The organism is Roseateles sp. So40a, assembly GCF_048081605.1.
GTDB lineage: Bacteria > Pseudomonadota > Gammaproteobacteria > Burkholderiales > Burkholderiaceae_C > Roseateles.
The window spans coordinates 723713-749793 of sequence record NZ_CP182288.1 but is presented as its reverse complement, the minus strand read 5'-3'; the positions used below and the strand labels follow the sequence as shown (position 1 = coordinate 749793).

25 protein-coding genes are annotated in these 26081 nt (G+C 68.7%); 19 read left to right on the top strand and 6 right to left on the bottom strand.

What is annotated here, in order from left to right:
* Window positions 1-141: 141 nt before the first annotated feature.
* Complete coding sequence (locus ACNI65_RS03450) at window positions 142-1119, top strand: hypothetical protein (protein WP_416761200.1); 978 nt, start codon at window positions 142-144, stop codon at window positions 1117-1119.
* A 32-nt stretch (window positions 1120-1151) separates the two neighbouring features.
* Here the strand turns inward: ACNI65_RS03450 and ACNI65_RS03445 are convergent, their stop codons facing one another.
* On the bottom strand, window positions 1152-2246 hold the full coding sequence (locus tag ACNI65_RS03445) for a hypothetical protein (protein WP_416761198.1): 1095 nt from the start codon (window positions 2244-2246) through the stop codon (window positions 1152-1154).
* Between the two features lie 181 nt (window positions 2247-2427).
* Here ACNI65_RS03445 and ACNI65_RS03440 point away from each other — a divergent pair, with 181 nt between their 5' ends.
* Both ACNI65_RS03440 and ACNI65_RS03435 read left to right on the top strand, forming a co-directional pair.
* Window positions 2428-2976 carry a phasin family protein gene (locus ACNI65_RS03440; RefSeq protein ID WP_416761197.1) on the top strand — a complete coding sequence of 183 codons (549 nt, stop codon included), beginning with the start codon at window positions 2428-2430 and terminating at the stop codon, window positions 2974-2976.
* A 152-nt stretch (window positions 2977-3128) separates the two neighbouring features.
* A complete protein-coding gene (locus ACNI65_RS03435; protein ID WP_416761196.1) occupies window positions 3129-3749 on the top strand; it encodes a PEP-CTERM sorting domain-containing protein in 621 nt (206 codons plus the stop codon).
* Window positions 3750-3880: 131 nt separating this feature from the next.
* Here the strand turns inward: ACNI65_RS03435 and ACNI65_RS03430 are convergent, their stop codons facing one another.
* Entirely contained in the window at window positions 3881-5377 is a 1497-nt protein-coding gene (locus ACNI65_RS03430) for a carboxypeptidase M32 (RefSeq protein WP_416761195.1), read from the bottom strand.
* 106 nt (window positions 5378-5483) lie between these two features.
* Entirely contained in the window at window positions 5484-5966 is a 483-nt protein-coding gene (locus ACNI65_RS03425; RefSeq protein WP_416761193.1) for a YqaA family protein, read from the bottom strand.
* A 21-nt stretch (window positions 5967-5987) separates the two neighbouring features.
* Between ACNI65_RS03425 and ACNI65_RS03420 the strand changes: the two genes are divergently transcribed.
* From ACNI65_RS03420 to ruvC, 10 genes are all read left to right on the top strand, one after another.
* Window positions 5988-6884: a substrate-binding periplasmic protein gene (locus ACNI65_RS03420; RefSeq protein WP_416761192.1), complete on the top strand. Its 897-nt coding sequence runs from the start codon at window positions 5988-5990 to the stop codon at window positions 6882-6884.
* 79 nt (window positions 6885-6963) lie between these two features.
* Entirely contained in the window at window positions 6964-8073 is a 1110-nt protein-coding gene (gene dusB / locus ACNI65_RS03415) for a tRNA dihydrouridine synthase DusB (RefSeq protein ID WP_416761191.1), read from the top strand.
* On the top strand, window positions 8070-8303 hold the full coding sequence (locus tag ACNI65_RS03410; RefSeq protein WP_088406111.1) for a helix-turn-helix domain-containing protein: 234 nt from the start codon (window positions 8070-8072) through the stop codon (window positions 8301-8303). Before dusB ends, ACNI65_RS03410 begins: the two co-directional genes overlap by 4 nt.
* A 37-nt stretch (window positions 8304-8340) precedes the next feature.
* Window positions 8341-9921 carry a bifunctional phosphoribosylaminoimidazolecarboxamide formyltransferase/IMP cyclohydrolase gene (purH, locus tag ACNI65_RS03405; RefSeq protein WP_416761190.1) on the top strand — a complete coding sequence of 527 codons (1581 nt, stop codon included), beginning with the start codon at window positions 8341-8343 and terminating at the stop codon, window positions 9919-9921.
* A gap of 257 nt (window positions 9922-10178) precedes the next feature.
* Complete coding sequence (locus ACNI65_RS03400) at window positions 10179-10709, top strand: porin family protein (protein WP_416761189.1); 531 nt, start codon at window positions 10179-10181, stop codon at window positions 10707-10709.
* 208 nt (window positions 10710-10917) lie between these two features.
* Window positions 10918-12327 (top strand): coniferyl aldehyde dehydrogenase, encoded by a 1410-nt coding sequence (locus tag ACNI65_RS03395; protein ID WP_416761188.1) that lies wholly within the window; start codon window positions 10918-10920, stop codon window positions 12325-12327.
* A complete protein-coding gene (locus ACNI65_RS03390; RefSeq protein ID WP_416761187.1) occupies window positions 12324-13934 on the top strand; it encodes a GMC family oxidoreductase in 1611 nt (536 codons plus the stop codon). Before ACNI65_RS03395 ends, ACNI65_RS03390 begins: the two co-directional genes overlap by 4 nt.
* Window positions 13935-13942: 8 nt before the next feature.
* A complete protein-coding gene (locus ACNI65_RS03385; protein ID WP_416761186.1) occupies window positions 13943-14572 on the top strand; it encodes a lysophospholipid acyltransferase family protein in 630 nt (209 codons plus the stop codon).
* Window positions 14569-15555, top strand: coding sequence for a phosphatidate cytidylyltransferase (locus ACNI65_RS03380; RefSeq protein ID WP_416761184.1), 987 nt, complete (start codon window positions 14569-14571; stop codon window positions 15553-15555). Before ACNI65_RS03385 ends, ACNI65_RS03380 begins: the two co-directional genes overlap by 4 nt.
* An 11-nt stretch (window positions 15556-15566) precedes the next feature.
* A complete protein-coding gene (ruvC, locus tag ACNI65_RS03375) occupies window positions 15567-16115 on the top strand; it encodes a crossover junction endodeoxyribonuclease RuvC (RefSeq protein WP_416761182.1) in 549 nt (182 codons plus the stop codon).
* A 44-nt stretch (window positions 16116-16159) separates the two neighbouring features.
* On the opposite strand, the gene ACNI65_RS03370 is transcribed toward ruvC, so the two are convergent.
* Window positions 16160-16669, bottom strand: a complete 510-nt coding sequence (locus tag ACNI65_RS03370; RefSeq protein WP_416761181.1) for a cupin domain-containing protein — start codon at window positions 16667-16669, stop codon at window positions 16160-16162.
* Between the two features lie 160 nt (window positions 16670-16829).
* Between ACNI65_RS03370 and ACNI65_RS03365 the strand changes: the two genes are divergently transcribed.
* On the top strand, window positions 16830-17045 hold the full coding sequence (locus tag ACNI65_RS03365; protein ID WP_416761179.1) for a DUF1902 domain-containing protein: 216 nt from the start codon (window positions 16830-16832) through the stop codon (window positions 17043-17045).
* A gap of 3 nt (window positions 17046-17048) precedes the next feature.
* On the opposite strand, the gene ACNI65_RS03360 is transcribed toward ACNI65_RS03365, so the two are convergent.
* Window positions 17049-17390 (bottom strand): DUF805 domain-containing protein, encoded by a 342-nt coding sequence (locus ACNI65_RS03360; protein ID WP_416761178.1) that lies wholly within the window; start codon window positions 17388-17390, stop codon window positions 17049-17051.
* A gap of 198 nt (window positions 17391-17588) precedes the next feature.
* On the opposite strand from ACNI65_RS03360, the gene ACNI65_RS03355 reads away from it, so the two are divergent.
* Genes ACNI65_RS03355 through ACNI65_RS03335 form a run of 5 tightly spaced genes read left to right on the top strand, consistent with a single transcriptional unit; the run spans window position 17589 to window position 23070 of the window.
* A complete protein-coding gene (locus tag ACNI65_RS03355; protein ID WP_416761177.1) occupies window positions 17589-17966 on the top strand; it encodes a hypothetical protein in 378 nt (125 codons plus the stop codon).
* Window positions 17967-17992: 26 nt separating this feature from the next.
* Window positions 17993-18574 (top strand): sigma-70 family RNA polymerase sigma factor, encoded by a 582-nt coding sequence (locus ACNI65_RS03350; RefSeq protein ID WP_416761176.1) that lies wholly within the window; start codon window positions 17993-17995, stop codon window positions 18572-18574.
* Between the two features lie 10 nt (window positions 18575-18584).
* The gene (locus tag ACNI65_RS03345; protein ID WP_416761175.1) at window positions 18585-19490 is read left to right on the top strand and encodes an anti-sigma factor family protein; all 906 of its coding nucleotides are present in this window, start codon (window positions 18585-18587) and stop codon (window positions 19488-19490) included.
* 54 nt (window positions 19491-19544) lie between these two features.
* Window positions 19545-21296 (top strand): ABC transporter ATP-binding protein, encoded by a 1752-nt coding sequence (locus ACNI65_RS03340; protein ID WP_416761174.1) that lies wholly within the window; start codon window positions 19545-19547, stop codon window positions 21294-21296.
* Complete coding sequence (locus ACNI65_RS03335; protein WP_416761172.1) at window positions 21283-23070, top strand: ABC transporter ATP-binding protein; 1788 nt, start codon at window positions 21283-21285, stop codon at window positions 23068-23070. The genes ACNI65_RS03340 and ACNI65_RS03335 overlap by 14 nt, the downstream gene beginning before the upstream one ends.
* Before the next feature lie 301 nt (window positions 23071-23371).
* Here ACNI65_RS03335 and ACNI65_RS03330 read toward each other — a convergent pair whose 3' ends face one another.
* On the bottom strand, window positions 23372-25975 hold the full coding sequence (locus tag ACNI65_RS03330; RefSeq protein WP_416761171.1) for an AAA family ATPase: 2604 nt from the start codon (window positions 25973-25975) through the stop codon (window positions 23372-23374).
* Between the last annotated feature and the right edge of the window lie 106 nt (window positions 25976-26081).

The window sequence follows — 26081 nt, the reverse complement described above, 5'->3', positions numbered from 1 at the left end:
GTCTCGGGAAAACCTCAGTTCGCGCCGCCTGTCACGCAGGCGATACCTCGCACCTCGGGCTGCCACGACGCGGCCCGCGCGTCACGCACCGTCACGCATCACGCGTCAACAACGGCCGACCACGGCCAGCGAGGGAATGTCATGAACATCCGCAAGGTCCTCACCGCCGTCCTGCCGGTGGCGCTCCTGTGCCTGGCCGCCACGGCGCGCGCCGCCACCATCGGCGTGATCCTGCCGGAGAGCTACCCCAGCGCCGACCAGGCCAAGGAGCTGCAACTGGGCATGACGCTCGCGCTCAAGACCTGGCCCGGCGACGCCGCGCCCAAGCTCGTGATCAAGGACAGCGGCTGCGACGCCCGCAAGGCCGATGCGATCTCGCAGGAGTTCATCAAGGCCAAGGTCGACGTCGTGCTGGGCAACTGGTGCGAGATCAACGCCGGCGCCGACGCGCTGCGCGCCGCGGGCATCCCGTTCATCTCCAGCAACGCCGAGCGCGTGAAGGCGCAGGACCTGCAACTGCAGATGGGCCGCATCGAGCTCAATGCCGGCGAGAAGATCGCCGCCGACCTGCGCCGCCAGACCGGCCTGCGCATCAGCGCCCGCACCTCGTGCTGGATGGACTTCGACGCCGCCCTGTCCGAGCGCGTCGATGCCGTGCTCTGCCCGGTGCTGACGATGGACCGCGGCCGCTGGGACCAGGTCGCCAACACCTATGGCGCGGCCTTCCGCAAGCCGTTCACCGCCTCGTCCGCGCGGGGCTACGCGGCGATGGAGGTGGCGCTGAACTACCTGCGCCGCGCCAAGGCGATGAAACCCGCGGCGGCGCTCAAGGAAACCCAGGCGACCGCGACGCTGCTGGGCCCGGTGCCCGCGGCGGATGCCCCCGCGCCGACGACCGCGCTGCAGCTGGTCTTCGCGCCGCACCTGCCCAAGCTCAACGCGCAGCAGACGCAGACGCTGGACAAGCTGGTCAAGACCAAGGGCTGCGCGTGCCCCGGCGGCACGCTGCGCAACGGCTGCCCGCGCGACTCGGGCCCCTGGGGCGAACTGCCCTTCGTCGTGCGCGGCGGCGGCACCCCCGCGGCGTGCGCGAAGGCGATCAATATCCTGGAGCTGTGACCCCGCGAGCGCGCGATCACCCGATCACGCGCTCAGCGCAGCAGCTTCGCGGCCAGCCGCAACGCGATCTCGATGAGGGTCGGCGGCAGGTCGTCGCTGTCCCAGGTCACGTCGTCCGTCCGGCGCCCGCCCTCGCGCCGCTCGTTCTCGCGGTCGTAGCGCCGCTCCAGCGGCCCTTTCCAGAACAGCCCGTGCTTGCCGCCGGCCGCATCGCGGGGCGTCACGTACGTCGCCAGGCGCTCGCGGCGCTCCTGCTCCTGCTGGGCGGCGTCGGCGTGCCAGTCGTGATCGACCGCGTCGAGCAGCGCGTCCAGCTCCTCCAGTGACGGCGCCACCACCGCGTGATGACACTGCGCGCAGCGCGTCTCGCGGGTCGGATCCATCGGCGCGCCGCAGCCATGGCACGACCACCCCAGCGGCTTGCCGCCATTGGGCATCATCAGCGGCTCCGACGCCGAGCGCTTGCGCAGCGAACTGGCCAGACGCGGCATGTCGATCATCAGCAGCGGGCTGCGACACCAGGCGCAGTCCTCGCTCTTGCCGTCGGCCGGCGCGCCGCAGTTCAGGCACAGCAGCGTGCGTTTCTCCGCCATCAGCGCGTAGCGTTCCGCGGGCAGCAGCGGCCGCACCAGGCCGCGCTCGGCGAACATGCCGGCCTGGCTGTGCAGATGACCGCCGCAGCGGCCGCATTCGAGCGCCGGGAAGCGGCCGTAGCGCGTCTGGTTGCGGACCTCCTTGAGCGCCTGCCGGCAGATCGGGCAGGCGCGCGCGTCGACATGCGCGAGGTCGCTCCCCTGCTGGTGCCGCAGGTGATGCAGGTCGCGCAGCAACTCGATCCACGCGCGTGGCGCCAGGTGCACCGACTCGCGCGCATCGAACCAGACCAGGCCGCAGGGACCGCAATGGTCGATGTCGACCGTCGCCGGTGCGTGGTGCCCCGGCAGCGCGACCTGCCGCATCGGCCGGCGGCAACGCGGGCAGCCGATCGTCGCGCTGGCGCGCCAGGTCATGCCGCGGTCCGCGCCGCCCTCTGCGACACGATCAGCGCCGCGATCAGCGCCACTCGATGGCGGCGCTTCGGGCACGGTGTCGGCGAAATCGGGGGGCGTTGGCTTGGAGGTGGGCATCGACAAGGACAGGAAGGAGCCAGATCGTTCGCCCGGTATTCTGGGCCCGGCCTCGATCGCCCCGATGGGGGAGATCCGGTCAGGACGCTGTCAGCGTGACGCCCGGCACGCCGCCTATAGTCCGGTTCTCGGAAAGCAGCGGACGCGCAGTCCGCCGCCCACGCGACGACAAGGAACGACCATGGTCAAGAAGCAACAGAAGACGGCTGCGCCCTCCCCGGGCAAAGGCCGCCGCAAGAACGCCGCCTCTGCACCAGCGCCAGCCCCGGCCGGCGCCGCTGACACGCCGTTCGCTGAACAGGTCAAGGCCTCGGCGCAGCAGATCTGGTCCGCGGGCCTGGCGGCCTTCGCCAAGGCGCAGGACCAGGGCGAGGTCGTGCTGGGCAAGATCGCCGACGACGCCGGTGCGCGCGCGGGTCAGCATTGGGACAAGCTCGAATCGATCTTCGAGGACCGCGTGGCGCGCGCGCTCGCGCGCATGGGCATGCCGGCGGCGGCGGAGCTCGCGCGACTGAAGGCGCAGGTCGAGGCGCTCAGCGCCGAGCTCGCGATGCTGCGCGCCGCGAAGACGGCGCCCGCCGAGAAGACGGCGCCCGCCGAGAAGTCAGCCAAGAAGCCTGCCGCAAAGACGCCCGCTGCCAAGAAGGCAGCGATCGCGAGACAGCCCGCCGCTAAGAAGGCCGTCGCCAAGCCGAAGGCCGCACCGAAGCGCGCCAAGCGCACAACCTGACCCTGCGCCCCTGCGCGGGGCGTGCGAAAGCTCACGAATCGCCAGCCCATCCCCAGCGCACAGGGGGATGGCACCGCGCGGCCGGTCTCGAACAATTCGACACAAGCGCAACAACTTGCGCCGACCTTGTCGAACTCCCGAGTCCCGTCGTCATGAAGCGCCTGATCACCACTGCCCTCCTCGCCGCCCCGCTGTTCGCGATGGCCACGCCTGTGAACCTGGTCACCAACGGCAGCTTCGAGTCGACCACCGTCAACAGCGGCACCTGGACCATCGTCGACGCGGCCACCGGCTGGACCGTCGGCCCGCAAGGCCTGGAGATCCGCAACAACGTTGCCGGCACCGCCGCCAGCGGCGTCAATTTCGCCGAGCTCGACACCACGACCAACAGCTGGATCAGCCAGTCGCTGGCCACCGTCGCCGGCTACACCTACACGCTGAGCTTCTCCTACGCCAACCGTCCCGACAACCAGGGCGCCAACAGCAACGGCCTGAACTGGAGCATTGGCGACCTGAGCGGCACCGTCGGCCAGAACACCACGACCTCGTGGGCCACGTTCACGACGACCTTCATCGGCACCGGCAGCCCGATGACGCTGCGTTTCGGCGCCATCGGCCGCAGCGACGGCTACGGCACCTCGCTGGACAACATCAGCGTGACCACGCAGAACGCCGGCGGCAACGCCAACGGCGTGCCGGAACCGCAGAGCATCGCGCTGATCCTGGCCGCCCTGGGCGCCATGGGCATCGCGCTGCGCCGCCGCAAGGCCTGATCAAGAAGAACAGCGAGTCCACGAAGACTCGTTGGGAGCGAGGTGGGGTAGAGACCGCGTCGCTGAGAGCAAAGGGCACCCCTCGGGGTGCCCTTTCTCATTGGCGCGCGTTGGCGGGTCAGCCCCGGTCGTCAGCCCAGGTAGCGCGCTTCCAGATGACGGCGGAAGTGCGCCGGGTTCAGCGGCTCGCCGCTGGCGCGGCTCACCAGCTCAGGCGTTTCCCAGCGGCTGCCCTGCGACCACACCTTGTCCTTGAGCCAGTCGAAGACCGGCGACAGCTCGCCGCGCACGATCTCCTCGTCCAGCGTCGGACGCTCGCGTCGCATCGTCGCGAACCACTGCGCCGCGTACATCGCGCCCAGCGTATAGCACGGGAAATAGCCGTACAGCCCGCAACCCCAATGGACGTCCTGCATGCAGCCGTCCTTGTAGTTGCCGCGCGTGTCCAGGCCCAGCAGCTCCTGCATCTTGGCGTCCCACAGCGCGGGGATGTCCTCGACCTCGATCTCGCCCTCGATCAGCGGACGCTCGATCTCGTAGCGCAGGATCACGTGCGCGGGATAGGTGACCTCGTCCGCGTCGACCCGGATGTAGCCCGGCGCGACGCGCGTCATCAGCTTGTTCAGGTTGTCCGCGGCGAAACCGGGCTGGCGGCCCAGGTGGCGCTCCACCAGCGGCTGCAGCAAGCCAGCGAAACCCGGATGCGACGCGAGCTGCATCTCGAAGGACAGGCTCTGGCTCTCGTGCAGGCCCATCGAGCGCGCGCCCGCCACCGGCAGGCCCAGCCACTCGCGCGGCAGGTTCTGCTCGTAGCGGCCGTGGCCGGTCTCGTGGATCGTGCCGGTGAGGCTCTGCAGGAAGCTGTCGTCGCGATAACGCGTGGTCATGCGCACGTCCTCGGGCACGCCGCCGCAGAACGGATGGGCGCTTTCGTCCAGGCGGCCGGCCTCGAAGTCGAAGCCCAGCAGCTTCATCGCATCCAGGCCCAGCGCGCGCTGCGCGGCCGCGGGGAACGGGCCCTGCGGATGGATGACGCGGTCGCCGGACTGGCGGTCCATCACCTGACGGATCAGGCCCGGCAGCCATTGGCGCAGCTCGCCGAAGACGCGGTCCACATCGGCCGAGCGCATGCCCGGCTCGTACTGGTCGAGCAAGGCGTCATAGCGGCTCAGCCCGGCGTCGTCGGCCAGGTACTGGGCCTCCTCGCGGGCGTAGCGGACGACGGGGCGGAGGTTCTCGACGTAGCCGGCCCAGTCATTGGCCGGACGCTGGCGGCGCCACTCGTGCTCGCAATGCGAGTTGGCCAGCGACTTCGCCTCGACCAGCCGCTGCGGCAGCGCGTTGGCCGAGCGCCACACGCGGCGCATCTCGCGCAGCGAGGCGCGCTGGAAGTCGTCCAGCGGCTCCTGCGCGGCGTCGTCCAGCAACTGGCGCAAGGCGCTGTCGGTGGCCAGCTGATGCAGCAGACCGCCCATCTCGGCGAGCGCCTCGGCGCGCGCCTGCGCGCCGCGCGCGGGCATGAAGGCGGACTGGTCCCACGAGGCGATCGATTGCAGGTGGTTCAGGCGATGGATGCGCTGGTGGCGCTGGCACAAGGCGTCGTACGCCGGGGTGCGGGAAGTGCTCATGGCGGGCGGGTCTCCTGTCGGTAGCCCCGCATTGTGCAAGCTCGACCGGGATCGTCCGGAAGCCCTGCCTCGCGGGGGGGCTCGTGGCCTTCCCCTCGCGGGGGGCTCAATCCAGCACTGCCACCCCGATGGAGGTCATCAGCAGATAGCGCGCGAACTTGCCGACGGCCATGTAGGCCACGCAGGGCCAGAACGGCAGGCGCAGCCAGCCGGCCAGCGCGCACAGCGGATCGCCGACGATGGGCAGCCAGCTCAACAGGCAGGTCTTCGCGCCGAAGCGCCGCAACCAGCCCAGCACGCGCTGGTCGCGCGGCGTGTGGTGCACCGCGGCCTCGTAGGCGCGCTCCGCGCCGTAACCCATCCACCACGTGATCGCCCCACCGATCGTGTTGCCGGCGGTGGCCACGAGGATCGCGGGCCAGAACAGCTCCGGCTTGGCGTGCACGAGCAGCAGCACCACCGGCTCCGACCCCATCGGCAGCAGCGTCGCCGAGACCAGCGCGATGACGAACACCGCGCCCAAGCCCACCTGCGGGAGAGACAGGGTCTCCAGCATCAGGTGAATCATCTGTTGCAGCCAAGCTTCCATGCGTGCAATTATCCGGAGACCATGTCCTTGCGCCGCCTCGCCGCCTTCACCCTCGTGCTGACCGGTCTGGCGTGCGCCGCGATCGGCCAGGCGCAAGCCCCGGCCACGACCCCGGGTCAGGCAAGCGCGGCGCCCGGGTCGCCGCCCGCGACGCCTCCGAACAGCACGCCCGCCACGCCTCTGCACCCCATCGCCGGCTGCCCCGCGCTGGTGGCCTCGGGCAATCCGCAGTACCCGCCCTACCTCTGGCGCGATCCCACGGATGAGCAGAAGCTGATCGGCGCCAATGCCGACCTGATGCAGTGGCTGGCCGCGGAGATCGGCATCCCCGTCGAGACGCGGTATGTCGGCCCCTGGGGCCGGGTACAGGAGGAGATGCGCGCCGGGCGCGTCGACCTGATCGCCGGCGCGTTCTTCACGCTGCCGCGCACCGAGTACATGGACTACTTCCATCCCGCGTTCCGCGAGACGCGCAGCGTCATCTGGACGCGCTCGGCCTCGCCGGTGCCCTACAAGCGCTGGAGCGACCTCGCGCCGCGGCAGGGCGTCACGGTGATCAACAACAGCTTCGGCGTGGAGTTCGACAACTACGCACGCCAGTCGCTCAAGATCAGCCAGGTCGCCAGCATCGAGCAGGCGATCGTGATGCTGCAGCGCGGCCGGGCCGATTACATGATCTACGAGGACACGCCGGCCGAGGCCTACGCCACGCGCAACGGCGGTCCGGCGATCCAGCCGCTGCTGCCGGCGATCGCGCGCGAAGGCCTCTACCTGACGCTCTCGCACCGCTCGCGCTGCAACACGCCCGAGCTGCGCGGACGCATCGCGCGCGCGGTCCACAAGCTGTCGCAGGAGCGGGTGATGAACCGCTTCGTCGAACAGGGATTCGTACTCTGGCGCAAGCAACCCTCGCTCTGACGGGGGACACGAGGGGGACGCAAGGGGGTGACCGTGCAGCGGTATACTTCTGCCTCTTTTTTGTGCAGCCCCGCTCCCGATGACCACCCCGCCGCCCGGCACGCTGATGCTGGGTTCCCACGTCCTGCCGAACCGCCTGTTCGTTGCCCCCATGGCGGGTGTGACCGACCGGCCCTTCCGTGTGCTGTGCAAGAAGCTCGGCGCCGGTTACGCGGTGAGCGAGATGGTCACCTCGCGCAAGGACCTGTGGAACAGCCTGAAGACCTCGCGCCGCGCGAACCATGAGGGCGAGTCGGCGCCGATCTCGGTGCAGATCGCCGGCACCGACGCCGCGATGATGGCCGAAGCCGCCGCCTACAACATCGACCGCGGCGCGCAGATCATCGACATCAACATGGGCTGCCCCGCCAAGAAGGTCTGCAACAAGTGGGCCGGTTCGGCGCTGATGCAGGACGAGGCGCTGGCGCTGGAGATCGTCGAGGCCGTCGTGGCCGCGTGCGCGCCGCGCGGCGTGCCCGTCACGCTGAAGATGCGCACCGGCTGGTGCCAGGCCGAGAAGAACGCGGTGGCGCTGGCGCGCGCGGCGGAGTCCGCCGGCATCGCAATGGTCACCGTGCACGGACGCACCCGCGAGCAGGGCTACACCGGCCACGCCGAGTACGACACGATCGCCGCGGTCAAGGCCGCGCTGCGCATCCCCGTGGTCGCCAACGGCGACATCGACACGCCTCAGAAGGCACGCGAGGTGCTCGCGCTCACCGGCGCCGACGCGATCATGATCGGCCGCGCGGCGCAGGGGCGGCCGTGGATCTTCGCGGAGATCGCGCACTTCCTGGCCACCGGCGAGGAACTGCCCGCGCCGCGCATCGCCGATGCCAAGCGCTGGCTGGTCGAGCACCTGCATGACCACTACGCGCTGTACGGCGAGCTGACCGGCATGCGCAGCGCGCGCAAGCACATCGGCTGGGCCGTGCGCGCCCTGCCCGGCGGCGAGGACTTCCGGCGCCGCATGAACACGCTGGAGAGCTGCGAGGCGCAGGTCGACGCGCTGGGCGGCTGGCTCGACGCGCTCGCCGACGAGCATGAGCGCCTGCCCTACCTGGCCGCGAGCGCGACGCTCGAGGACGCGGCGAACGAGGCCTCCAACGACGAACAACACCAAGACCAAGAAAGAAGGCTCACGGCATGACGCCAAAACCGATCGACTCCTGCATCCGCGAGAACCTGGAGGTCTATTTCCGCGACCTCGGCGGCGAGGTGCCGCACTCGATGCACGAGATGCTGATCCGGCTCGTGGAGAAGCCGCTGCTGGAGGTCGTGATGCAGCACAGCGACGGCAACCAGAGCAAGGCCGCCGAGTGGCTGGGCATCAACCGCAACACGCTGCGCCGCAAGCTGGTCGAGCACAAGCTGATCTGAGCGCGCGCCGACACGAATCCCCCTTAGAGAGCTCCCCATGGCACAACTCACCGCCCTGATCTCGGTCTCCGACAAGACCGGCATCGTCGAATTCGCCCAGGCCCTGCACGCGCAGGGCGTGAAGCTGCTGTCCACCGGCGGCACCGCCAAGCTGCTGGCCGACGCGGGCCTGCCCGTCACCGAGGTCGCGCAGCACACCGGCTTCCCCGAGATGCTGGACGGCCGCGTCAAGACGCTGCATCCGAAGATCCACGGCGGCCTGCTCGCGCGCCGCGACCTGCCCGAGCACGTCAGCGCGATCCAGCAGCACGGCATCGACACGATCGACATCCTGGCCGTGAACCTCTATCCGTTCGAGGCCACCGTCGCCAAGCCCGGCTGCACGCTGGAGGACGCGATCGAGAACATCGACATCGGCGGCCCGGCCATGGTCCGCAGCGCGGCCAAGAACTGGAAGGACGTGACGGTGCTGACCGACGCGTCGCAGTACGCGCAGGTGCTGGAGGAACTCAAGGCCCACGGCAAGACCAGCGACAAGACGCGCTTCGCCGCGTCGGTGGCCGCGTTCAATCGCATCGCGCAGTACGACGCCGCGATCAGCAACTACCTGAGCGCGCGCCTGGACGACGGCACGCTGGCCGAGTACCCCGCGCAGATGAACAGCAGCTTCGTGAAGGTGCAGGACCTGCGCTACGGCGAGAACTCGCACCAGACCGCCGCGCTCTACCGCGACCTGCATCCGGCGCCCGGCTCGCTGGTCACCGGCAAGCAGCTGCAGGGCAAGGAGCTCAGCTACAACAACATCGCCGACGCGGATGCCGCGTGGGAATGCGTGAAGAGCTTCGACACGCCGGCCTGCGTGATCATCAAGCACGCCAATCCGTGCGGCGTGGCCGTCGCCGCGACGCCGGCCGAGGCCTATGCCAAGGCCTTCAAGACCGACCCGACCAGCGCCTTCGGCGGCATCATCGCGTTCAATCGCGAGGTCGACCGCGCCGCGGCGGAGCTGGTGTCCAAGCAGTTCGTCGAGGTGCTGATGGCGCCGTCGTTCAGCGCCGAGGCGCGCGAGATCTTCAAGGGCAAGGTCAATGTGCGCCTGCTCGAGATCGCGCTGCCGCCGGGCGGCGCGCGGCCGTGGGACCAGGGCCGCAACGCGCAGGACGTCAAGCGCGTGGGCTCGGGCCTGCTGGTGCAGACCGCCGACAACCACTTCCTGACGAAGGCCGACCTGAAGGTCGTCACCACGCTGCAGCCCACCGCGCAACAGCTCGACGACCTGATGTTCGCGTGGACCGTCGCGCAGTACGTCAAGAGCAACGCCATCGTGTTCTGCGGCGGCGGCATGACGCTGGGCGTCGGCGCGGGCCAGATGAGCCGCATCGACTCGGCCCGCATCGCCTCCATCAAGGCGGAGAACGCCGGTCTCACGCTGACCGGCTCCGCGGTGGCGAGCGACGCGTTCTTCCCGTTCCGCGACGGCCTGGACGTGCTGGCCGACGCGGGCGCGTCCTGCGTGATCCAGCCGGGCGGCTCGATGCGCGACGACGAGGTCATCGCCGCGGCCAATGAACGCGGCATCGCGATGGTGATGACGGGCGTGCGCCACTTCCGTCATTGACCCTCGTGGTTCGACCGTTGATCGGTCCTTGATCGATCGTTGAAGCCGTGGCGGCCTTGGGGTCGACCACGGCTTTTTCTTCCCCCACCGATGGGGGAAGGGTCGCCGTTGAGATCGCGTGAAGTCGTCGTCATGTGACAACGAACTACGCATTTATTTACAAGACCGTGACGTTCTTCATGGGGCCCTCGGTCGGGGCATTGGTACCTTTCGCCCCCGCACCGCTGAGGTGCGTTTACATCGAGAGAAGTATTCCAATGAAGAAGATCACCCTGATCGCCGCCGCCGCCCTGCTGGCCGCTGGCGCCGCGCAAGCCCAATCGCAAGCCACGAACGCCATCTACGGTGAAGTCGGCTACACCTTCGCCAAGATCAAGGACGAGTCCGTCAACGTGACGGCCAAGCCCGGCCTGATCCGCGGCATCGTCGGTTGGGACCTGCACCCCAACGTCGCCATCGAAGGCCTGTTCGCCGGTGGCGTGTCTGACGACACCGTGCAAGGCGTCAAGGTCAAGGTCAGCCGCACGTACGGCTTCTACGTCGTGCCGAAGTACAACGTGACCCCGGAAGTCGAGATCTTCGGCCGCCTGGGCTACGCCGACTCGAAGATCAAGGCCTCGGCCGGCAACATCTCCGCCTCGAGCAGCGACAGCAGCTTCTCGTGGGGCCTGGGCGCCAAGTACAACTTCAACAAGCAGGTGTACGGCGCGCTGGACTACATGTCGTACTACGACAAGGACTCGACCAAGGCCACCGGCGTGACGCTGAGCGTCGGCTACCGCTTCTGATCGATCCTTGCTGATCGATGCGGGGCGCCTCGGCGTCCTGCTCCGAAAGCCCGGCCCCGGCCGGGCTTTTTCGTTGGCCCGGCCTGGTCCGGGCTTTTTCCTTGGTCCGTCCTAGTCAGCCCTCTCTAGTCCAGGGTCGCTTCGCTTGGCCCGCGCCGCGAATGCGCATAGCCTTCGGACCCACAAGAACATCCGGCGGAGACACCCCATGGACCAAGCCCTGCACGAGCGCCTGCACCTGCTGCTGGAGCAGCAACGCGCGGCCTTCGACCGCGATCGGCTGCCCACGCTGGCGCAGCGTCGCGATCGCCTGGCGCGGCTGCAGCGCATGACGGCGGAGAACGCCGACGCGCTCGCCGACGCGATGGCGCGGGACTTCGGCCACCGCTCGCGGCACGAGAGCCTGCTGGCCGATCTCTTCACCGTGCAGTCCGGCGCCCGCCACGCGATCCGGCACCTCAAGCGCTGGATGGCCGTCAAGCGCGCACCGACCGCGCTGCACTTCCTGCCCGCGTCCAACCGGCTGATGCCGCAACCGCTGGGCGTGGTGGGCATCGTCGCGCCGTGGAACTATCCGTACTACCTGGCGATGGCGCCGGCGCTGGCCGCGCTGGCCGCGGGCAACCGCGTGATGATCAAGCCCTCGGAGCTCACCCCGGCGACCTCCGAGCTGATGGCGCGGATCGTGGCGCAGCACTTCGCGCCCGACGAGATGACCGTGGTCACCGGTGACGCGGAGGTCGGCAAGGCTTTCACGCAACTCCCCTTCGACCACCTGTTCTTCACCGGCTCCACGCCGGTGGGCCGCCTCGTGGCGCAGGCCGCCGCGCAACACCTGACGCCGGTGACGCTGGAGCTGGGCGGCAAGTCGCCCGCGATCGTCGATCGCAGCGCCGATCTCGCGCGCACGGCCGAGCGCATCGCCTTCGGCAAGCTGCTCAACGCCGGACAGACCTGCGTCGCGCCGGACTACGTGCTGGCGCCGCGCGAGCTCGTCGCGCCGCTGGCCGACGCGATCACCGACGCCGTGCGGCGCTTCTATCCGCGCATAGCCGGCAATCCCGACTACACGGCCATCGTCAGCCCGCGCCACCACGCGCGGCTGCGCGGTCTGCTGGACGATGCGCAAGCCCGCGGCGCGACGCTGCGGCCCACGCATGACGAGTTGCCCGGCGATCGGCGCCTCGTGCCGACGCTGCTGCTCGACACCACCGCCGAGATGGCCGTGATGCGCGAGGAGATCTTCGGACCGCTGCTCCCCATCGTGGCCTACGACCATCCGTCCGAAGCCATCGCGCAGGTCAACGCCGGCGATCGCCCGCTGGCGCTGTACTGGTTCGGCGAGGACCGCGCCGCGCGCGACGACGTGCTCGCGCGCACGATCGCCGGCGGCGTGACGGTCAACGACTGCGTCTGGCACCTCGGCCAGGAGGAGCAGCCCTTCGGTGGCATCGGCGCCAGTGGCATGGGCGCGTACCACGGGGTGTGGGGCTTCAACACCTTCAGCAAGCTCAAGCCGGTGTTCCTGCAGGCGCGCTTCGCGGGCACGAAGCTGTTCTACCCGCCCTACGGCAAGACCTTCGACCGGTTGCTGGGCCTGCTCAAGAAGATCGCATGAGCGCGGCGGATGCGATGGACGCCGACTTCGTGATCGTCGGCGGCGGGTCCGCGGGCGCGGTGCTCGCGCACCGGCTCAGCGAGGACCCGGACTGCCGTGTGCTGCTGCTGGAGGCCGGCGGGCGCGGCGACGGCTTCATCACGCGCACGCCCTTTGCCGGCGTGCTGCAGGTCGCCGCCCCGATCAACAACTGGGGTTTCCAGACCGAGCCGCAAGCGGGGCTCAACGGCCGGCGCGGTTATCAGCCGCGCGGCAAGGCGCTGGGCGGGTCCTCGGCGATCAACGCGATGGTCTACACCCGCGGACATCGCAGCGACTACGACGCCTGGGCCGCCGCCGGCAACGCGGGATGGTCCTACGACGATCTGCTGCCCTTCTTCCTGAAGTCGGAACGCAACGCGCGCTTCGGCGCGCCGTGGCACGGCCAGGACGGCCCGCTGCGCGTCAGCGATCTGCGCACCGACTCGCCGCTGCACGGCGCGTGGCGAGAGGCCGCGCGCCAGCGGGGCCACGCGGTGCGCGAGGACTTCAACGCCGAGGACATGGATGGGATCGGCGTCTATCAGGTCACGCAGCACGAGGGCGAGCGCTGGAGCGTCGCGCGGGGCTACCTGCATCAGATCCTCGGCCAGCGGCCCAACCTGCGCGTGGAGACCGGCGCCCGCGCGCTGAAGCTGGTGCTGGAAGGACGGCGAGCCGTCGGTGTCGAGGTGCTGCAAGGCGGCACGCGGCGCACGCTGCGCGCCGCGCGCGAGGTGCTCGTCTGCGCCGGTGCCTTGCAGTCGCCGCAGTTGCTGATGAACTCGGGCATCGGCGACGGGGCCGCGCTGCAGGCGCTGGGGCTGCCGGTGGTGCATCACCTGCCGGGCGTGGGCCGCAACCTGCACGACCATCCGGACTTCGTCTTCGGCTACGCGTCCGATCGCGTGGACCTCGCCGGCCTGTCCTTGCGCGGCGCGCTGCGCTTCGTCGACCAGGCGCGCCGGTATCGCCGCGAGCGTCGCGGCCTCGTCACCAGCAACTTCGCCGAATGTGGCGGTTTCCTGTCGACGCGGCCGGGGCTGCCGGCGCCCAACGTGCAGCTGCACCTGGTGGTGGCGCTGGTCGAGGACCATGCCCGCAAGCTGCATCTGGGACACGGCATGTCTTGCCACGTCTGCCTGCTGCGTCCGCGCAGCCGCGGCGCGTTGACGCTGGCCAGCGCCGATCCGCTGGCCGCGCCGCGCATCGATCCCGCCTTCCTCCAGGATCCGGAGGACGTGCGCGAGCTCATCGAGGGCTACAAGCTGACGCGCGACCTGATGCGCGCGCCGGCGATGCGCGCGATGTGGCGGCGCGAGCTGTGGAGCGCCGCCGTGGCCGATGACGACGATGCGGGGATCGAATCGCTGCTGCGCTCGCGCGTGGACACCGTCTATCACCCGGTGGGCAGTTGCCGCATGGGAAGCGACGTGCTGGCGGTCGTCGACGACCGGTTGCGCGTGCATGGCATCGAGGGGCTGCGGGTGGTGGACGCGTCGATCATGCCGAGCGTCGTGAGCGGCAACACGAACGCGCCGGTGGTGGCGATCGCGGAGAAGGCGGCCGAGCTGATCCGCCGGGGATAATCGCGCCCATGGTCCTTGCCGAAATCACCGGCCTGTTCCTGTCCTCGCTGGCGCGCCTGATCACGGGCGCCCAGGGACATTGGAAAGGCTGCCCGCCCACGTCGGAACAGCGCATCTACTTCGCCAACCATCAGAGCCACTTCGATTGGGTGCTGATCTGGGCGTCGCTGCCCGGCGAGTTGCGCGCCCGTACCCGCCCCATCGCCGCGCGCGATTACTGGACGAGCACCAAGCTCAAGACCTGGATCACGACGGCGGTGTTCAACGCCGTCTACGTGAGCCGCACCCGCGCCACGCCGGACGAGGATCCGCTGGAGCCGCTGGTGGAGACGCTGCAGAACGGCGACTCGCTGGTCATCTTCCCGGAGGGCACGCGCTCCAACAAGGGCACGCCGCAGCCGTTCAAGGCCGGCCTGTACCACCTGTCCGAGCAGTTCCCCGACGTGCAGCTGATCCCCACGTGGATCGACAACGTGCAGCGGGTGATGCCCAAGGGCGAGGTCGTGCCGGTGCCCATCCTGTGCACGGTGACCTTCGGCGCGCCGATCCGCATCGAGCCCGGTGAGGACAAGCGCGCGTTCCTGGAGCGCGCCCGCGCGGCGGTCGTCGCGCTGCGTCCGGGCGGGAGCGGCCAATGAGGTGGCTCAAGTCCCTGAACAGCGGCGAGCAGGTCGCGTTCCTGTTCGTCGTGCTCTTCGGCGCGCTGCTGCTGGTGAGCATCGGCTCGGTGCTGTGGTCGCTGCGAGAGCGGCCCGAGGAGGAGCAGGAAGCCTGGCAGGCGCGCTGGGCCCGGTTCCGGCATGAGCTCAACATGGTGTGGGTGGGCGCCTGCCTGTTCTGGGCGGCGTGGGTGTCCGGGCCGGTGGGCGCGACGCTGCTGTTCGCGGTGTTCTCGTTCCTGGCTTTCCGCGAGTTCATCACGCTGCTGCACACGCGCCGCGCGGACCATCGCGGGCTGATCATCTCGTTCTTCGTGATCCTGCCGCTGCAGTACGTGCTGGTGGGCACGCGGCACTTCGACCTGTTCTCGGTGCTGATCCCGGTCTACGGTTTCCTGGCGATCCCGGTGGCCAGCGCGCTGGCCGACGATCCGGGGCGTTTCCTGGAGCGCAACGCCAAGATCCAGTGGGGCATCATGGTCTGCGTGTACGGGCTGTCGCACGCGCCGGCGCTGCTGCTGCTGGACATTCCGAAGTACCAGGGGCGCGGCGCCTTCCTGCTGTTCTTCCTGGTGGCGGTGCTGGCCTGCGGGCAGATCGCGCAGGCGATCGCCACAAGCCGTTTCCGCGCCAAGCCGGTGGCGCGCCGGGTCAGCCGGTCCTTCACGATGAAGGCGTGGTGGATCGGCGCGTTCGCGGCGGCCTTCGCGGGCGCGCTGCTGTACTGGATCACGCCGTTCAAGGCCGGACAGGCGGCGATCGCCGCGTTCGTCGCGGCGGGCTGCGGCAGCTTCGGTGCCTTCGTGATGCAGGCGCTCAAGCGCGACGCCGGCATCAACGCGTGGGGCAATCGCAGCGCGATCACCGGCGCGGTGGGGTTGCTGGACCGCATCGCGGTGATGTGTTTCGCGGCCCCGGTGTTCTTCCATTCGGTGCGGTGGTATTTCCGCGCCGCGACCTGAGGAGATCCGCCATGCGCATCCTCGGCATCGACCCCGGCCTGCAGACGACCGGTTTCGGCGTGATCGACGCCGACGGACCGCGGCTGGCCTACGTGGCCAGCGGCACGATCAAGACGAACGCGCTGCCGACGGGCGACCTGCCGGGGCGCTTGAAGATCCTCTACACCGGGATCCGCGAGGTGGTGTCGCGCTATCAGCCGACCTGCGCGGCGGTCGAGATCATCTTCGTGAACGTGAACCCGCAGTCGACGCTGTTGCTCGGGCAGGCGCGGGGCGCGGCGCTGACGGCGCTGGTGTCCTGCGACCTGCACGTGTCGGAGTACACGGCGGTGCAGATGAAGAAGGCCATCACCGGGCACGGCGGCGCGGCCAAGGCGCAGGTGCAGGCGATGGTGGCGCGGCTGCTGAACCTGCCGGGCGAACCCGGCAAGGACGCGGCCGACGCGCTGGGGATCGCGATCATGGACGCGCATGCCCGCGTGTCCTTCGACGCGATGAGCCGCCAGACCACGCTGCAGCGGCGTCAGCACGCGCAGTTCAAGGGGTCGCGGACGTATTGATCAGGGTCTGAGCAGGCCCCGGTCAGCGCCAGATCAGCGTCCCTTCAGGGTTCATCCTGCCAATAGTCCAGATCGCCCTCGCCGACCTTGCGGATGGCCTCGAAGGGGCGCGTGGACTTGTCGGGGCCATGCTCGGCCATGAACTTGTTGGAGTCGGGATAGACGCAGATCTCCGGCTGTTCCATCGTGCTGATGGACAGGTATTTGATCGGCGCATCCGAGGTGTTGATGATGTGGTGCGGGTACTCCGGTCCCGCCGGGATGAAGATCACGTCGCCGGCCTTGATCGGCAACATCTCGCCCGCGACCCGCAAGGTGCCATGGCCCTCGAGGACGATGAACATCTCCTCCTGCGCGTAATGCAGGTGGTAGGGGCAAGTGGTCTTGCCGGGCTCGACGATGTCGTAGGACGCGCCGAGTTTCTGCGCGGCGGTGCCTCGCGCGAGCCGCACGGAACGGGCCTCATACAGCGGCTCACGCTTGAACGAGGTCAGCTCGGCGTCATGGAAGTTGCGGATCAACTGGGCGGCCAGCGCCTGGGCGCGTTCGGTCATGCTGGGGGTCTCCTGGCAGGGCTTCGTGTCGGTAGCCCGACGCTACCTTCGATGGACTGCCGAAGGCTAGCGTTGAAAGCGCTTCGACACCAATCTGTGCCACAGACGCCCGGGACATGACTGCCTAGGATGCTGCGTTTCCAGTTGATGGAGCCGCCTCATGCACCACCCTTTCCGCATCACGATCGATCGAGACGAACGCGCAGGCGTCTGGGTCGCCGTCTCACAAGATGTACCCGGTCTCGCCATCGAAGCCGCGGACCTCGCAAATCTGGACATGCGGCTGAGCCGATTGATTCCCGATCTGCTCGATGCCAACGGGTTGACTGTCCGCGCGCCGTTGCGTTGGCAATACCTGTTCCGCGTCAACGGGTAGACATCACACCGTCGCCACGCCCTTGTTCTCCGCCTCATACCGATTCGGCGCCGTGGGCTGGACCAGCCAGTACAGCAGCACGAAGAGGCCGACGACGGGGACGAGGATGATCAGCTGCCACCAGCCGCTGCGGTCGATGTCATGCAGGCGCCGCGCTGCCGCCGACACCGACGGCACCAGCGTCGCCAGGCAGAAGATCAGGCTCGCCGAGTCCGAGATCACTCCCAAAATCGCCGACCCCAGCACCAGCGCCAGGAAGAACCACCAGTATTCCGACCGGCTCGCTGTCCCCGTGAAATCCGCGTACTTGCGGAAGCAGGTCTGAATCGATTCCTCGAACGTCATGGCATCCCTCTCTCTGTCGTGTGAACATGGCCCCCACCCGGGGACCGGCGGATCCTAGTTCCGCCGCCCCTTCCGTGGCGATCCCTCGCAAGGTGGACATCGCTTGTTCAAGATCCGGTTGAATTCGGATGGAATAAGCCGTCGTTCCCCGGTGTTCATGCTCTGTACCCCCACCCTGCAACCCTCAGGAGACCTCGCATGACGAAGACCTTCAAGTTCGCCGCCGCCCTGGCGCTGATGGCCGCCGCCGGACTCGCCGGCGCCCAGACCGCCCCGGCGATGGCCAAGGACGGCGCCCTGGTCGGCGCCAACGACATGACGCTGTACACCTTCGACAAGGACGCCGCCGGCAGCGGCAAGAGCGTGTGCAACGGCCCCTGCGCCACCAACTGGCCGCCGCTGATGGCCCGCGCCGAGGACAAGACTTCCGGCGACTGGTCCGTCATCACCCGCGATGACGGCTCCAAGCAGTGGGCCTACAAGGGCAAGCCGCTGTACTTCTGGGCCAAGGACGCCAAGCCCGGCGAGCGCAGCGGCGATGGCATCAATCAGGTCTGGCATACCGCAAAGCCGTAACCACCGGCCCCAGGTCCGATCCGCCCATGTCCCTCGTCCTCGACGAAGTCTTGCCGCTGCTGCCGCGCCTGCGCCGCCACGCGCGGTTGCTGTGCGGCGACTCGGCACGGGCGGACGACCTGCTCCAAGACACGCTCGAACGCGCGGCCCGCAAGGGCGCGCTGTTCCACGCCGAGCCCGGCCCCACGCGCCAGGACGCGATGCGCAACTGGCTGCTGACGCTGATGCATCGGCTCTATCTGAACCAGCGCCGCGACGCGCGCGAGGCTCTGCACGACTCGCTCGACGACGACGACACGCCGCAGCCGCTGATCCAGGAACCCCAGCAACAGGTGGCCCTGCGGCTGGACCTCGAGCGCGCGCTGGCCGCGCTGCCCGCCTCCGCGCGCGAGATCCTGCTGCTGATCTGCGTCGAGGAGCTCAGCTACCAGGACGCCGCCCACGTGCTGGACGTGCCCGTCGGCACCGTGATGTCGCGCCTGTCGCGCGCCCGCGAGCGGCTGCGCGCGGCGATGGCCGACACGGGCTCCGGCACGAGTTCCGGCACGAGTTCCGGCATCTCTGCCGCCAGCGCGCCCGGCCGCGCCGCGCTGCGGGTGGTGAAATGAGCGCCGCACCATGACGCAAGCTCCCCTCGATGTCGACACCGCCACGCTCCACGCCTACGTGGACGGGCAACTCCTCCCCGAACAAGCCGCCGCCGTCGCCGACTGGCTGTTGAGCCACCCGCGCGAGGCCCAGCAGGTGCTCGCGTGGCGCGAACAGCGCGCATCGCTGCAGGCGCTGCACCGCGACTGGCTCGATGAACCCGTGCCCGAGCGCCTGTCCGCTGCGCTTCGATCCGATGGACCGCCCGCTGCCAATGCCCCCCGCTGGCCCACGGCCTGGGCGGCCGCGCTGCTGCTGGCCGTGGGGTTGGGCATCGGTGGGCTGGGCGGCTGGGGCGGCCACACGTGGTGGTCTGGCAAGCAGGAAGCGGCCGCCAAGGTGGCCGCGCTGGCCGCCGCGCGCGCCGCCGGCCGCGACCCGTCGATTCCCGAATACGTCCGCGACGCCGCGATCGCGCATGCGGTCTACCAGCCCGAGAAACGCCATCCCGTCGAGGTCGGCGCAGACCAGGCGGATCATCTGATCCAGTGGCTGAGCAAGCGGCTGGGTCAGCCGCTGTATGCGCCGGTGCTGCGCGACTACGGCTGGAAGCTGGTCGGCGGGAGATTGCTGCCCGCGAGCGATGACCCGGCCATGGCCGGCGGGCTGGCCCGCGCGCAATTCATGTACGAGAACGACACCGGTGAGCGCTTCACGCTGTATGTGAGCACGGGCGCGAGCTCGCCCGAGGCGCCGGTCGCCTTCCGTCTGATGCAGCGCGTCGAGGCGGGCCAGACGACCCGCAGCCTGTTCTGGATCGACGGCAAGCTGGCCTACGCGCTGAGCGGCAACTTCGACGAGAGACGGCTGCGCGTGCTCGCCGATCTCGTGCACGCGCGCATCGGCATGATCGCCCGGGCGAGTTCAAGCCCCTGACCTTTCGGCGGCGAAACCCCGGCGGGCACAATGCGCCGCCATATGTCCGCCGCCATGTCCCTGACTCGATTGATCGCCGGCCACATCCGTGGCCACTGGCGGCCCTACGTCGCCAGCGCGTTGATGCTGAGCACCATCGCCGTCCTCACAGTCTGGATCCCGCGCCAGGTCGGCCATGTGGTGGACGCGCTGGTCGCGCATCGCCTCGCGGGCTGGGACCTGATCCGACAACTGGGCCTGCTGGTGCTCGCCGGCGCCGCGATCTACCTGCTGCGCGTCGGCTGGCGGCTGGCGCTGTTCCGCACCGCCTATGAGCTGGGGCGGCAACTCCGCACCCGTCTCTACGCGCAACTCACCCGCCAGGGCCCCGCGTTCTTCCACGCCCAGCGCACCGGCGACCTGATGGCGCTGGCGACCAACGACGTCGACGCCATCGAGATGGCCGCCGGTGAAGCGCTGCTGGCCGCCTTCGATGGCACGCTGACACTGATCCTGGTGCTCGGCATGATGACGATCAGCGTCGACTGGCGCCTGGGCCTGGCCGCGCTGGTGCCCTTCCCCTTCATGGCCTACGCGTTCTGGCGCATCTCCTCGCGCATCCATGTGGCGTCGGCCGAATCGCTGAAGCGCTTCTCGACCTTGAACCAGCAGGTGCAGGACAGCCTCGCCGGCGTGCGCACCGTGCGAGCGCTCGGCCTCGTTCGCCGCAGCCGCGAGCAGTTCGGCGAACTCGCCCGCGACGCCGGCGCCGCGGCCTATCAGGCGCAACGCTGGGAAGCGATGTTCGAACCCGCGGTCGGGCTGTCGCTGGGCGCGGCCACCGTCATCGCGCTGGGCATGGGCGCCTGGCTCGTCGGCACGAACCTCATCAGCATCGGCCAGCTCACCGCGTTCACGATGTACCTCGGTCAGCTGATCTGGCCGATGTTCGCCGCGGGTTGGGTGCTGTCGCTGCTGGAGCGCGGCCGCGCCGCCTGGACGCGCCTGCAACCGGTGCTGGACGCGCCCGCCGGTCTCGTGGACACCGGCACCCGCGATGTGCCCCCGCATGCCGAGCTCCACTGGGACCAGCTCAGCTTCCGTTATCCCGGCATGACGCAGCCGGCGCTGGAGGACATCGCGCTGACGCTGCCGCCGGGCCGCACGCTGGGCATCGTCGGGGCGACGGGCTCGGGCAAGTCGACCTTGCTGCGCCTGCTGCTGCGGCAGTACGAACCTGACGCCGGCACGTTGCGCCTGGGTGGCGTGCCCGCGCCGGAGATCCGCCTGGACGCGCTGCGCCGCGCGCTCGCGTGGGTGCCCCAGGAGCCCTTCCTGTTCTCGGCCTCGGTGGCCGACAACATCGCCCTGGCCCGCCCCGAGGCCACGCGCGACGAGATCCTCGCCGTGGCCGAGCTCGCCGCCGTGCACGAGGACATCCTGCGGCTGCCGCAGGGTTACGACACGCTGGTCGGCGAGCGCGGCGTGACACTGTCCGGCGGTCAGCGCCAACGGGTCGCGATCGCGCGCGCCTTGCTCGCCGGCGCGCCCATCCTGCTGCTGGACGATGCGCTGTCCGCCGTGGACAGCGGCACCGAGACGCAGATCCTCGACCACTGGCGCGAGCTGCGCGCACGCCATCCGGAACGCAGCCTCGCCGTGGTCAGCCACCGGCTGTCCGCGGTGATGGAAGCCGACGAGATCGTGGTGCTCCGGCAGGGGCGCATCGTCGAGCGCGGCCGGCACGAGGCGCTGCTCGCGCTGGGCGGCTGGTATGCCAGCCAATGGCGATATCAACAACTGGAGGCCAGCCTTGACGCCGCCTGAGATCGCGTCCGGCAAGGACGGCAAGACCCCCACCGAGGACCACTCGCCGCGCGAGGCGCTGGCGTTGCTGGCGCAGGCCGCCAGGCCCGAGCGGCGCGGTCTGGTGAAGGGGCTGGGATGGCTGGTGGTGGCCGCGGCGCTCGAGGCGATCGGGCCCATCCTGGGCAAGCACTTCATCGATGCGCATGTGCTGCCGCGCGATTTCCAGCTCGGCCCGATGGCGCTGCTGCTGGGCGCGATGCTGCTGGCGGGATGGACGGCGAGCCTGCTGCGCTACGCGCAATTGCGCCGCATGGCCTCGGTCGCGCAGCGCTCCGTGCTGCGGCTGCGCGAGCAGGTCTACGCGCATGTGCTGGCGCAGCCGATGGCGTTCTTCGACCGCAGCATCTCCGGCCAGCTGCTGAGCCGCATCACCAACGACACCGACGCGGTGAACAACCTCTACCGGCAGGTGCTGTTCGTGATGCTGGACTCGACGATCGTCGTCGCCGGCGCGCTGGTCGCGATGGCGTGGCTGGACTGGCGATTGATGCTGATCGTGCTGGCGCTGGTGCCGGCGAGCTCCGGGATCATCTGGCTCTACCAGCGCGCGAGCAGCGGCCCGGTGCAACGCGCCCGCGCGCTGCGCGCCGACCTCAATGCGCAGATGGCCGAGAGCATGGCCGGCATGGCGATGCTGCAATCGGCCGGCGCCGCGCAGCGATTCGCCGCGCGTTACGAGACGGCCAATCGGGCGCAGCTGCAGGCGCGCGTGCAGGAGCTGCGCGCCAATGCGTGGCTGCTGCGCCCGGCGCTGGACCTGCTCAACGTGCTGCTGATCGTGACGGTGATCTACGGCTTCGGGCTGCGTGAGCTGTCGGGGCTGGAGGTCGGGCTGCTGTACGCGTTCCTCGCCTACATCGCGCGCGTGGTGGAGCCGCTGATCCAGATCACGATGCAGTTCAGCCAGCTGCAGCAGGCGCTGGTGGCGGCGTCGCGCGTGCGGGCACTGCTGCGCGAACCCAGCGAGCCGCGCTCGCATCGATCCGACCTCAAGGTGGGCGCGGGCGAGATCCGTTTCGAGCATCTGCATTTCGCCTACAAGCCCGAGCAGCCGGTGCTGCGCGACCTCGACCTGGCGATCCCGGCGGGGAGCTTCGTGGGCATCGCGGGGCACACGGGCTCGGGCAAGTCGACGCTGCTGGCGCTGCTGCTGCGCTTCTACCGGCCGCAGCAGGGCCGCATCCTGATCGATGGGCAGCCGCTGGAGCAGTTGCCCGACGAGGCCTTCCATGACGCGCTGGGTCTGGTGCCGCAAGAGCCCTACCTGATCGCGGGCAGCGTGCGCGAGAACATCCGCATGGGGCGCGCGATTCCGGATGAGCGCCTGGAAGCCGCGGCGCGGGCGGCACGGGCGCATGACTTCCTGAGCGCGCTGCCGCAGGGTTACGACAGCCGGCTGGGGGATGGCGGGCTGGCGGTGTCGACGGGCCAGAAGCAGCTGATCGCGCTGGCGCGCGCGTTGGCCGGCGAGCCGCGCATCCTGCTGCTGGACGAGGCGACGGCCAACATCGACAGCGCGACCGAGGCGCAGGTGGGCGAGGCGCTGCGCGCGCTGCGAGGCCGGGTGACGGTGATCGCGATCGCGCACCGGTTGTCGACGATCCGCGAGGCCGACCAGATCGTGGTGCTGAACCACGGTCACCTGGATGAGCGCGGCACGCATGAGGAACTCATGGCCATCGACGGCGGGATCTACCAACGGCTGGTGCAGTTGCAGGCGTTGGAGGAGTGAAGCTCCTCTCCTGAAAAGCACGAAGGCCGCTCGTTGAGCGGACATTGTCATGGGCAACGGTGGTGCCTAGCTCCTCCACGGCGCGATTGAATGGACTTGCATAGAGCCACGCATCTCAACGCCCTCGCTGCCCCGCAGTTCTGGGAAAAGTCCTACGCGCCATCCGCGCCGCCCTCTAGCAACCATTCGAGCAGCTTGCTGATCCACAGAGCGCATCGTCGGCGGCGTCCGCCGAGAAGACCTGACATGACTACTGGGCGAGCTGGTGACGTCTAACCGGGACGTCCGGTAAAGATGCTGACTACGCCCTCTTGGCGTTGCGCCGGACCATCACCGACTTGCGCCAGTCTTCGAGCGCGCTGATGTCCGCGCTCAGCTCATCAGGTGGCGGCATTGCGACGTTTGCGACCATCGCGCCATCGTGACCAGTAAAGTTCGAACACTTGGCCATCCCTGACGTGATGGCAGCTATGTCCTCCGGTTCAATAGTGACCTGCTTCAAGCGGTTGGTCTCGACGCCTTTGCGGAACCGCAGCACCGCCTCGTTGAAGAGGACTTCTTCGACCCCGCGCTCCCAACTCATCCGCAGATCGCTGTAGAGCTCTAGCGTCAGCCTACGGTAGCCGGGCTTATCCCCGTTCTTGTGCAGCCGCGCGCAATCGACTTGCTTGTTGCGCAGCATCCCGACTCGCTGGGCCACCGTCGCGCCGGCGAAGGGCAAGGTCTCTTCGGCAACACCGAATCCCTCCGGAGTTTCGTTGAGCGTGAGCGTTTTGGGCGCGAGCTCAAGCTTCGCGGCCTCGTACATCAAGACGTTGAGGAAGTAGATGTCGTGTGTGAAGACAACTACCTGCCGATGCGTCGCCTCTGCCGCAATGCGCCGCGCCACCAGCTCTCGGCGAGCATGATCCAGTGACGACACCGGATCATCAAACACGATGCCGCCCCTGCCGTTGCCAAGCTTCACTTCAGCCAGGAACGCAGCAATCGCAATCGCGCGCTGTTCGCCCTCGCTCAGAATCTCTTCGGGAACGGCTCCGCTCTTGCTGTTCAGGACTAGCTTGAAAGTCGTCTTGGCCCGAGCCGACGACGGCTGCAACTCCACGTTGATGCCGTGGATGCCGAGCGCTTTCAACTCCTGCCGGAGGGCTGCAGCGACCTCCTCAGTCGCCATCGTGTTCATCAACTCGGTGGACTTGCGGGAAATCGCAGTCGTGCTGGTGGCGGTGAGGCATCCCGCGAGTTGCCCGCTGAGGATGAACTTCCTGACCGTATCCAGCGCCGTCGACTTCAGGTCAGCTAGCTGACTGCGCGCCTGCAACTCTGCGAGCTCCTTTTCCATCGCCGCGCGGGCTGCAGCATTCTGGGATTGATCGAGCTGCGTCGCTGCATCATTCCAAGTCTTCGCAACCGCAAGCAAGTCGTCCCGCGGGTTGGGGGGAAGCGCGGGCACCTGCTCCCAGGTTCCTTCAACCGAAGGATCGGCAGCTCGCCGCACAGCGGCACTGCGAGCGTGTAGCGCGAGCTGCAATGCCTCGCAGGCTGCAATGAGCTCCGCGTGACCGTCGAGGTCATGTACGAGCGTTTCGTCGAAACCGAGATTGAGCGGCGCGTCGACCAACGCCTTGAACGCCGAACCGGCAGTCCTACGCGCGGCCGTCGCGGCTTGCGCGGCTTCTCCCTCGATGAACTCATCAAAAGTACGGAGCCGCGCCGCGCCAGTGTCTCCAATCGGGTTCTGGCAAAGCGGGCAGGGATCGTTGGCCCCAAGTTCGGGGAAGGCCTTCAGGCTCCCAGTGCTCGCGCAGAACCCACGCGCGGCCTTGAACAAAGTTTCCCAGAGCTCGCTACCCGTCCCTTCGACAGACCCAACGTCGCTGAAGCGCTGAGCCACGGCTTGAGAGATAGCCTTGGCTTTGTCAGACCTGGAGATGAGGTCTTGCAACTCTTCGACTTTCGCTTCCGCCACGATAGCCGCAGACGTGTCGATGCGACCAACCAGGGTTTCGACGCGAGAGGCTCGCAGCCGCAGCTCTGCAGCGCGCCGCTTGGGATCAGCCTCCGCCAACGTCCTGACCAGACTTTCCAACCTTTCCAGTTCTCCGGCCTTCAGGGTGCCAAGCTTTTCGATGTCTTCCGGCAGAGTCTTAGCCGACAGCCCCTTGGCCAATAGACCCGCCGCCGTCGGGCTCTGCGCCAGCCGCGCGAAGGGCTCTAGGTTGGGCTGCGCTGCGACCAGTTCATGCTCGATGCGGGCCTTCAGATGCGCGCAGACTTTTGCCAACCCCTCCAGGATGTCCAGGCCGTAGGGGATGTACGAAAAATCCCCGTGGTTGTCGACATAGGCCCGCGCGCAATGGGAGTCGAAGATGGCGATGCTGGACAGCTCCCCCGGCGACGTCTGGCCGTCAGTCCAAACAAGGCCGACGGCTTCGCCATCGACGAGTACCTCGAACTCTGCAGACGCGACGCTTCCTTGGACGGGCGGCGCGTAAGCGTTGGGGCGAATTCGTTCCTTCGCGTCTCGCGCGCGGCAGGCCCGCTTCAGCACGCGGTTGTAGCCCGACTTCCCTGCTCCGTTGTCGCCGTAGATACCCGTCAACCCGGTCGGCGCCAGCGCGAGCGTCTTCCCCGGGGCCAGTGCATTCACGTGCTGCAGGTTCTTCACCGCGGTCAGTTGGACCAGGCGCTCACCGACCTGCGCCGCACCCACTTGCTCTTGGGTCAGCTTTCTCGGCTCAATCTCCATAAGGCCAGGGACACCCTTGGAACCCAGAAGGAGCGTGTATATCGCTTCTAGGTCTTCCTGCTCTGGTCTCCTTCGCTCATACAGGATCGCCACCGCATGTTGCTGCCATGCTGGCAACCGTTCCGCCCATTTCTGGATTTCGTTCAGGATCGTCATCTGACGCGCAGTCCCCTGGCAAGGAGTTGCAACAAAGTGTCAGGATGATAGGAGCGTGTTTGTGAAGTTAACGATCCCTCCGCAGCGGGATTGCGCGGCGGCGACC